7 protein-coding genes, 2 rRNA genes and 1 pseudogene are annotated in these 8,941 nt (G+C 73.3%); 8 read left to right on the top strand and 2 right to left on the bottom strand.

Annotation, left to right across the window (positions count from 1 at the left end; genetic code table 11):
- The 4 genes and pseudogenes from GPJ59_RS29300 to GPJ59_RS29285 all read left to right on the top strand — a co-directional run.
- A 23S ribosomal RNA gene (locus tag GPJ59_RS29300) occupies window positions 1-95 on the top strand; the annotation flags it as partial.
- Window positions 96-197: 102 nt separating this feature from the next.
- Window positions 198-314, top strand: a 5S ribosomal RNA gene (gene rrf, locus GPJ59_RS29295).
- Between the two features lie 183 nt (window positions 315-497).
- Window positions 498-1,322, top strand: a pseudogene (locus GPJ59_RS38690) (tetratricopeptide repeat protein); the annotation flags it as partial.
- 474 nt (window positions 1,323-1,796) lie between these two features.
- Window positions 1,797-2,681, top strand: a complete 885-nt coding sequence (locus GPJ59_RS29285; protein WP_258025095.1) for a tetratricopeptide repeat protein — start codon at window positions 1,797-1,799, stop codon at window positions 2,679-2,681.
- A gap of 130 nt (window positions 2,682-2,811) precedes the next feature.
- Here GPJ59_RS29285 and GPJ59_RS29280 read toward each other — a convergent pair whose 3' ends face one another.
- On the bottom strand, window positions 2,812-4,080 hold the full coding sequence (locus tag GPJ59_RS29280) for a DUF1015 family protein (protein ID WP_219670770.1): 1,269 nt from the start codon (window positions 4,078-4,080) through the stop codon (window positions 2,812-2,814).
- Window positions 4,081-4,162: 82 nt separating this feature from the next.
- Between GPJ59_RS29280 and GPJ59_RS29275 the strand changes: the two genes are divergently transcribed.
- The 4 genes from GPJ59_RS29275 to GPJ59_RS29260 all read left to right on the top strand — a co-directional run bounded on the left by GPJ59_RS29275 (window position 4,163) and on the right by GPJ59_RS29260 (window position 8,361).
- Window positions 4,163-5,209 (top strand): HAD hydrolase-like protein, encoded by a 1,047-nt coding sequence (locus GPJ59_RS29275; RefSeq protein ID WP_219670768.1) that lies wholly within the window; start codon window positions 4,163-4,165, stop codon window positions 5,207-5,209.
- 172 nt (window positions 5,210-5,381) lie between these two features.
- Window positions 5,382-6,428 (top strand): FecCD family ABC transporter permease, encoded by a 1,047-nt coding sequence (locus GPJ59_RS29270; RefSeq protein ID WP_219670766.1) that lies wholly within the window; start codon window positions 5,382-5,384, stop codon window positions 6,426-6,428.
- Between the two features lie 74 nt (window positions 6,429-6,502).
- Entirely contained in the window at window positions 6,503-7,534 is a 1,032-nt protein-coding gene (locus GPJ59_RS29265) for a FecCD family ABC transporter permease (protein WP_374200944.1), read from the top strand.
- The gene (locus tag GPJ59_RS29260) at window positions 7,531-8,361 is read left to right on the top strand and encodes an ABC transporter ATP-binding protein (protein ID WP_219670764.1); all 831 of its coding nucleotides are present in this window, start codon (window positions 7,531-7,533) and stop codon (window positions 8,359-8,361) included. The genes GPJ59_RS29265 and GPJ59_RS29260 overlap by 4 nt, the downstream gene beginning before the upstream one ends.
- Window positions 8,362-8,412: 51 nt before the next feature.
- Here GPJ59_RS29260 and GPJ59_RS29255 read toward each other — a convergent pair whose 3' ends face one another.
- The gene (locus GPJ59_RS29255) at window positions 8,413-8,760 is read right to left on the bottom strand and encodes an SCP2 sterol-binding domain-containing protein (RefSeq protein ID WP_219670779.1); all 348 of its coding nucleotides are present in this window, start codon (window positions 8,758-8,760) and stop codon (window positions 8,413-8,415) included.
- Window positions 8,761-8,941: the final 181 nt, after the last annotated feature.

The following is an 8,941-nucleotide window of genomic DNA, read 5'->3' as shown; positions in this document are numbered from 1 at the left end:
AAGGCTCCCAGTAGACGACTGGGTTGATAGGCCAGATGTGGAAGCCCGGTAACGGGTGGAGCTGACTGGTACTAATAGGCCGAGGGCTTGTCCTCAGTTGCTCGCGTCCACTGTGTTAGTTCTGAAGCAACGAACAGTTGCTGGTTTGAGCAGAACACAACTACAGAGTGTGCTTGTTCGCTCGAAACCGATAGGGTTTCGGTGGTCATAGCGTTAGGGAAACGCCCGGTTACATTCCGAACCCGGAAGCTAAGCCTTTCAGCGCCGATGGTACTGCAGGGGGGACCCTGTGGGAGAGTAGGACGCCGCCGAACAATCTTTCAAAGGACCCTTGGTCCTCAGCGTTCACGCTGAGGACCAAGGGTCCTTTTTGTTTTTTGTAGTTTCACGCCGAAGCGCGGCCATGGGCTGGTTGCGCGAGAATGACTAGCGGTACCCCGAAGACAGGAGTCACACCCATGTCCAACTCTCCCGACGGACGTCCGGAGCGCGAGCCCCGTCGCCACGACGGTGGTGACAGGGGCGGCTACCGCGGGGGCCGTGACGACCGTGGCGGTGACCGCGGTGGCTACCGTCGCGACGACCGCGGCGGGCGCCCCAGCGGTGGCGGCTACCGCCGTGACGACCGAGGCGGTCGTCCGGCCGGCGGTGGCGGCGGCTTCCGCCGTGACGACGAACGTGGTGGATACCGCGGCCGTGACGACCGCGGTGGCGAGCGTGGCGGCTTCCGCCGTGACGACCGCGGTGACCGCGGCGAGCGCCCCAGCTACCCGCGCCGCGACGACGAGCGTGGCGGCTTCCGTCGCGATGACCGTGGTGAGCGTCCGAGCTACCCGCGCCGTGATGACGAGCGTGGTGGCTTCCGTGGGCGTGATGACCGCGGTGGCGACCGTGGTGGTTTCCGTCGTGACGACCGTGGTGGGGACCGTCCGTCCTTCCGTCGTGACGACCGTGGCGAGCGTCCCAGCTACCCGCGTCGCGATGACGAGCGCGGCGGCTTCCGCCGTGACGACCGGGGCGGGGACCGTCCGTTCCGTCGTGACGACCGTGGTGGGGACCGTCCGTCCTTCCGTCGTGACGACCGTGGCGAGCGTCCCAGCTACCCGCGCCGTGATGACGAGCGTGGCGGCTTCCGTGGGCGTGATGACCGCGGTGGCGACCGTGGTGGTTTCCGTCGTGACGACCGTGGTGGGGACCGTCCGTCCTTCCGTCGTGACGACCGTGGCGAGCGTCCCAGCTACCCGCGCCGCGACGACGAGCGCGGCGGCTTCCGCGGCCGCGATGACCGTGGCGGCGACCGTCCGTCCTTCCGTCGCGACGACCGCGGTGAGCGTCCCAGCTACCCGCGCCGTGATGACGAGCGTGGCGGCTTCCGCGGGCGTGACGACCGCGGTGGTGACCGCGGTGGTTTCCGTCGTGACGACCGCGGTGGCGACCGTCCGTCCTTCCGTCGTGACGACCGTGGCGAGCGTCCGAGCTACCCGCGTCGCGACGACGAGCGCGGCGGCTTCCGCCGCGACGACCGTGGCGGGGACCGTCCGTTCCGCCGTGACGATCGCGGTGGCGACCGCGGCGGTTACCGCGGCCGCGACGACCGGGGCGGCGAGCGTGGCGGCTACCGCGGGCGTGACGACCGTGGCGGGTACCGCGGCCGTGACGACCGCGGTGGCTACCGGGGCCGTGAGGAGCGGGACCGGGACTTCCGGGACCGCGGTGACCGCGAGCCCGTCAAGCGGCTGCCCATCGACGAGGACGTCACCGGCGACGAGATCGACGCGGACGTGCGCCAGGAGCTCATGAGCCTGCCCAAGGGGCTGGCCGAGGAGGTCTCCAGGAACCTCGTCATGGTGGCCCGGCTGATCGACGAGGAGCCCGAGCAGGCGTACGCGTACTCGCGCATCGCCCTGCGGCTGGCCTCCCGCGTCGCCGCCGTTCGCGAGGCCGCCGGCTTCGCCGCGTACGCGACCCAGAAGTACAGCGAGGCGCTCGCGGAGTTCCGGGCCGCCCGCCGCATGACCGGTTCCGTCGAGCTGTGGCCCGTCATGGCCGACTGCGAGCGCGGCCTCGGCCGTCCGGAGCGGGCGCTGGCCATGGCCGGTGAGCCCGAGGTGCAGAAGCTGGACAAGGCCGGCCAGGTCGAGATGCGCCTGGTGGCGGCCGGTGCCCGGCGGGACATGGGGCAGCTGGACGCGGCCATCGTGACCCTGCAGAGCCCGGAGCTGGCCTCCAACTCCGTCCAGCCGTGGACCGCGCGCCTGCGGTACGCGTACGCCGACGCCCTGCTGGCCGCCGGTCGCGAGGACGAGGCCCGCGAGTGGTTCGCCAAGACCGTCGAGGCCGACAAGGACGGGGCCACGGACGCCTCGGACCGCCTGGCCGAGATGGACGGTGTCGAGTTCGTGGACGCGATGCAGGCCGAGGACGACGACCAGGACCGCGAGGGCCGGGCCGGCGACGAGGTCCGTGACGACCGCGCCGACGACCTGGACGAGGACGACGACGAGTACGCCGACGACTACGTCGACGAGGACGACGACCAGGACCCGGCCGAGGTGGCGCGGGCCGAGGCCGCTGCCGACGTCACGGAGTACTACGACGAGGACGACGACGAGTACGAGCTGCTCGACCGCTCCGAGGCCGACGCCGACGCCGAGGCCGAGCGCAACGGCGACAAGGCCTGAGTGCTCGTGAAGTGAGCCGTGAGGCCGGCACGTAGAGGTAGAGCCGGTCGCGCGACAGGAGAAGGGCGGCACCCCCACCGGGGTGCCGCCCTTCTCGCGTTCGTGCTGCCGTCCTCCGCGCGGGCCCGGCTCAGGCCAGGCTGCGCAGCACCAGCCCCGTCGCCGGCTTCGGGCCGAACGACGTGGACTTGCGGGGCATGGTGACGCCCTGCCGGGCAAGGTCCCGTACGACGTCCTCGCGGACCGGGTGCAGCAGGACGGCCGTGCCGCCGTTGCGCTCGGCCATGTCGACGGTGGCCTCGGCGTCGTGGATGTACGCGATGTCCTCGGGGCTGTCGTCCGGCACCTGCCAGACGTCGGCGAGCAGGGTCGCGTGCAGCACCGTGGCGTCCAGCCGGCGCCAGGCCTCGGGCCGGTCGTGCCGGACCGTGCGGTCGATCAGCTCCGGGTCCGGATCGGTGACCAGGTGGAAGCGGCCGTCGCCGGTGAGGAGGAAGGCGTTGCCCTCCGCCGCGGCCGCCCCCAGGGCCTCCAGCGCGGCCGGCAGCGGGCCGTCCACCACGCGGGTGCGGAACCGGCCCTCCAGCGCGGCGAGCGCGTCGGCGACCGGGAGGCGGCGCAGCATCCGGTGGATGGCGCGGACCTGGAGCGGGTAGCGGGCGGTGTCCACCAGCAGGACGAGCCCGAAGTCCCAGGCGGTGGGGCTGCCGTGCTCCTCCTGCAGGCGCAGGTACGTCGCCCAGCGGTGGTGTCCGTCGGCGATGAGGGCCTGGTGGTGGCTGAGGTCGGCCATGACGGCGGCCAGGTCGGCGGCCTCGGTGACGGCCCACAGCCGGTGGTGGACACCGTCCTCGGTGGTCGTGGACAGCAGCGGCGGCCGCGCGGCGGTGGCTTCGACGATCGCGGCGGTGCCGTCGCGGTCGCCGCGGTAGGTCAGCAGCAGCGGTTCGAGGTTGGCCGCGGTGGCCCGCATCAGGCCGGCCCGGTCGGTGACGACGTGGGGCATGACGTCCTCGTGCGGCAGCACGATGCCGGCGTCCGCGGTGGACAGGGCCAGCGCCCCGATGACGCCGCGCTGGAGCAGGTCGCCCTTGCGCTGCTCGTAGACGTACAGGGCGGGCTCGGGGTCGGTGCGCAGGACGCCCTCGGCGAGCCAGTCGCGCAGGGTGCGGGCGGCCTGTGCGTTGCGGGCGTCGGGGGTGTCGGCCTGGGGGAGGATCAGCCGCACGATGTTGTGCGGATCGGCCGATTCCAGGTGGTTGAGGCCGTCGGGGCGGACCACCACGTCGTACGGCGGAGAGGTGACGGCGGCCAGGCTGCCGACGCGCTCGGGGGCGTAGCGCAACCCGTGGAAGGGGATCAGGCGCAATCCGTTGTCCGGCGTACCAGGTGTGGTCATTGGTGCATGGTAAGGCGCGTCTCGCCATGCGGGATGATCGGGGAGGACAAGATCTGTCAAGATCATCGAAGGAGCGGACAGGATGAGTCGGCAGCGCAGGACCATGCCCGCCGGGAGCGAACAGAGTCTGCACCGGGCGTACGACACCGCCCTGCTGGATCTCGACGGGGTGGTGTACGCGGGCGGGCAGGCGATCGCCCACGCCGTGGAGGCGCTCGGCACGGCCCGGGCGGACGGCATGCACCTGGCGTACGTCACCAACAACGCGCTCCGCACTCCCGAGGCGGTGGCCGAGCACCTGACCGAGCTCGGCATCCCGACGGCCGCCGCCGAGGTCATCACGTCGGCGCAGGCGGTGGCCCGGCTGATCGCCGAGCAGCTGCCGGCCGGTTCGAAGGTGCTGGTGATCGGCGGCGAGGGGCTGCGGGTGGCGCTGCGCGAGCGCGATCTGGTGCCCGTCGACTCGGCGGACGAGGCGGGGCTCGCGGCGGTGGTCCAGGGGTACGGCGGGCCGGAGCTGCCGTGGAGCCGCTTCGCGGAGGCCAGCTACGCCATCGCGCGCGGGCTGCCCTGGTTCGTGTCCAACACCGATCTGACGATCCCCAGCGCGCGCGGCATCGCGCCCGGCAACGGGGCCGCCGTGGAGGTCGTACGGATCGCCACGGGCGCGCGGCCGCAGGTGGCGGGCAAGCCGCTGCCCCCGATGCACCGCGAGACGATCCTGCGGACCGGCGCGCGGCGGCCGCTGGTGGTGGGGGACCGGCTGGACACGGACATCGAGGGCGCGTTCAACGGCGAGGTGGACTCGCTGCTCGTGCTGACCGGCGTCACGGACGCGGCGACGCTGTTGCGGGCCGAGCCGGCGCACCGGCCGACGTACGTGGACCGGGACCTGCGGGGGCTGCTGACCGGGCAGCCGGCGGTGGAGCCGGTCGCCGGGGGCGGCTTCCGGTGCGGGGGCTGGACGGCCACCGCCTCCGCCTCCGCGCAGGAGCTGGAGCTGACCGGGGAGGACGGCGGGGACCCGCTGGACGGGCTGCGGGCGCTGTGCGGGGCGGCGTGGAGTGCCGCGGGCGACGGCTCGTGCACGTCGGACGCCGGCAAGGCGCTGGCCCGGCTGGGGCTGTAGCGCGGGGCTGTGGCGCGGGGCTGTAGCGCGGGGCGCGGCGGGCCCCGGTGGGACGCCCGGGGCCGGGGTCGACAGCGCGCGGCCGGGCGAGGCCTGCCTGGGCCGGAGGCCTGCCCGGTCCGGAGGGCGGCCTGGATCAAGGTCGGGCGGAAGGTAGGTTAGCCTAACCTGCGTGTTGGTCGTGAGTCCTTCCGAACAGAGCGCGGCGCCCGTCGCCGCCCCCCGCTCGCGGGCCGTGGTGCGTACCGCGGGCCTGCTCGCCGCACTCGGCGTGCTGACGCTGATCGCGCTGGCGAGCATCGCCGTCGGTGCCAAGCAGATGCCGCTCGACCAGGTCCTGCACGGCCTGTTCCACTACTCCGGGACCCCCTCGGACGTGGTGGTGCGCGACCTGCGCGTCCCGCGGACCCTCCTCGGCCTGCTGGTCGGCCTCGCGCTCGGGCTGTCCGGTGCGGTCATGCAGGCGCTCACCCGCAACCCGCTGGCCGAGCCCGGCATCCTCGGCGTCAACGCCGGCGCCGCGGCCGCCGTCGTCTCGGCGATCAGCTTCCTCGGGGCGAGCTCGCTGACCGAGTTCGTCTGGTACGCGTTCGCCGGCGCGGGCCTCGTGTCCGTCCTCGTCTACGTCCTCGGCGGCAGCCGCGCCGCGACGCCCGTGCGGCTCGCGCTCGCCGGTACGGCGGCCAGCTTCGCGCTGGTCAGCTATGTCAACGCGGTCCAGCTCATGGACAGCAGGGCACTGGACAAGCTGCGGTTCTGGACGGTCGGCTCGCTGGCCTCCTCGACCATGGAAACCGTCGTCCAGGTGGCGCCGTTCATCGCCGTCGGCGCGGTGCTCGCACTGGCCCTCGGGCGGCCGCTCAACGCGATGGCGCTGGGCGACGACGCCGCGCGGGCCCTGGGGGCGCACCTGACGCGCATCCGGATCACGGCCATGGCGGCCGTCACCCTGCTGTGCGGCGCGGCGACCGCCGCCTGCGGGCCCATCGTCTTCGTCGGCCTGATGATCCCGCACCTGGTCCGTCTGATCACCGGCCCCGACATGCGCTGGGTGCTCGCGTACTCGGCGGTGCTCTCGCCGGTGCTGCTGCTGGGCGCGGACGTCGTCGGCCGGGTCGTCACCCGGCCCGCGGAGCTCCAGGCCGGGATCGTCACGGCGCTGATCGGCGGGCCCGTCTTCATCTTTCTGGTTCGGCGCAAGAGGATGGCCCAGCTGTGACCGTGACAACCGGACCTGGACCCGGACCTGGGCCCCGGACGCGGCGGGCCGCGGGTCGGCCCGCGGGACGACGCGTGCCCCGCGTGCTGCGCGGCCCCGGCGGAACGTCCCTGCGGGTGGAGCCGCGGGCCCTGGCCGCCGCGCTGCTGCTGGCCGCCGTCGCCGCGGTGGCGGCCGTCGTCCTCATCGGCACCGGCGACTTCCGGATCGAGCCGTGGGAGGTCGTGCAGACCCTGCTGGGCAACGGCACCCCGGCCACCGACTTCATCGTGCGCGACCTGCGGCTGCCGCGCGTGCTCGTCGCGCTGCTGGTCGGGGCCGCCCTCGGCATGGCCGGCGCCGTCTTCCAGTCGGTCTCCCGCAACCCGCTCGGCTCGCCGGACCTGCTGGGCTTCGGCTACGGGTCCTCGGTCGGCGCGCTCGCCGTGATCATCCTCTTCAAGGGCAGCGCCACCGAGGTCGCCGCGGGCGCGGTGGCCGGCGGGGTGCTGGTCGGACTCGCCGTGTACCTGCTGGCGTACAAGAAGGGGATCCACGGCTACCGGCTGGTCCTCGTCGGCATCGGCGTCTCCGCGATCCTGGTGGCCTGCATCCAGTACCTGCTCACCAAGGCGCAGATGGTCGAGGCCACCCGCGCGATGATCTGGCTCACCGGCTCGCTGGCGGGCCGCGACTGGGCGCAGGTCACCCCGCTGCTGGTCACCTGCGGGGTGCTCTTCCCGCTGGTCCTCGGCCAGGGCCGGGCGCTGCGGATGATGGAGATGGGCGACGACGCCGCGTACGCCCTCGGGGTCCGGGTGGAGCGCACCCGCTTCCTGCTGATGCTCGCCGCGATCCTGCTGACCACGGCGGCCGCCGCCGCGGCCGGCCCCATCACCTTCGTCGCCCTGGCCGCCCCGCAGCTCGCCCGGCGGCTGACCCGGTCGCCCGGGCCCAACCTCTTCTCCGCCGCCCTGATGGGCGCCGTCCTGCTGCTGGTCTCCGACTGGGCCTCGCAGCGGGCCTTCGGTTCGGACCAGCTGCCCGTGGGCGTGGTGACCGGACTGGTCGGCGGTGTCTATCTGCTGTGGCTGCTCGTCACCGAGCGCAAGGCGGGACACGTATGAACGCAAGGAGTACGGACGTGCAGCGGCTGACCGCGCAGAGCGTGACCCTCGGCTACGACCAGCGGGTCATCGCGGAGGACCTGTCGGTGGAGATCCCCGACAACTCCTTCACGGTGATCGTCGGCCCCAACGCCTGCGGCAAGTCCACGCTGCTGCGCGCCCTGTCGCGGATGCTGAAGCCGACGGCCGGGCGGGTGCTGCTGGACGGGCAGGCGATCGGCTCGCTGCCGGCCAAGCAGGTCGCCCGGACGCTGGGCCTGCTGCCGCAGTCCTCGACCGCCCCGGACGGGATCACGGTGTCCGACCTGGTCGCGCGGGGCCGCTACCCGCACCAGGGGCTGCTGCGGCAGTGGTCCCCGCAGGACGAGCGGATCGTCGCCGAGTCGATGGCGTCGACGGGTGTCGCCGAGCTCGCCGACCGGGCGGTGGACGAGCTGTCGGGCGGCCAGCGCCAGCGCGTGTGGATCGCGATGGCCCTCGCCCAGCAGACGCCGCTGCTGCTGCTCGACGAGCCGACGACGTACCTGGACATCCAGCACCAGCTCGACGTCCTGGACCTGTGCGCCGAGCTGCACGAGAACCAGGGCCGCACCCTGGTCGCCGTCCTGCACGACCTCAACCAGGCCGCCCGCTACGCCACGCACCTGATCGCGATGCGCGACGGCGAGGTCGTGGCCGAGGGGCCGCCGGCCGAGGTGGTCACGGCCGGTCTGGTGGAACGGGTCTTCGGCGTGGCCTGCCGCGTCGTCGACGACCCGGAGACCGGCACCCCGCTGGTCGTCCCGGCGTCCCGGCAGGCCCGCGTGAAGGCCCCTGCGGCCCTCTGAACCGTCCGGCGCCGGGCCGCAGCCGCAAGTGGGCATGTCCCCCCGCAGGCGTCAGAGCAGGGAGCGCAGCCGGAGCAGGTCGCGGAAGCCGGCCTCCAGGCGGACCCGGCCCGCGGCCCAGGCCTTGGCGAAGTTCAGTTCGCCGCCGACCATCGCGACCAGGTCGTCGCCCGTCATCGCCAGCCGGATCTGCGCCTTGGTGGCCGGCGGGCCGGCGGCCACGCCGTCCACCCGGATCCGGCCGCCGGCCAGGCGTCCGGTGAAGGTCTGGTCGAGGTCAGTGATGTGACAGCTCAGGGAACGGTCGAGAGCGGTCGCACTGCGTACGTCGCCGTCGGCCCGGGCCAGGTTGTCGGAAAGCTTGTCGAGTGCGGCGCGGCACTCCTCGGTCGTCGCCATCGTGATCACGACCGTACCGCAGTCCTTCGGGGTAGCGTCTGGGCATGACCCACGATGTGAACCCGGCACCGGAGGCGCCCGGCCCCGCGGACGCCCTGGACGAGGCGCCCGGCGACCCGGCGGCCGCCGCCGCGCTCGCCGCGACTGCCGCGTCCGACGTGCCCGATGTGCCGGACGGGCC

Source organism: Streptomyces bambusae (genome assembly GCF_019400985.1).
In the GTDB taxonomy this organism is placed as follows: Bacteria; Actinomycetota; Actinomycetes; order Streptomycetales; family Streptomycetaceae; genus Streptomyces; species Streptomyces bambusae_A.
This window is presented reverse-complemented; position numbering and strand designations above follow the sequence as displayed.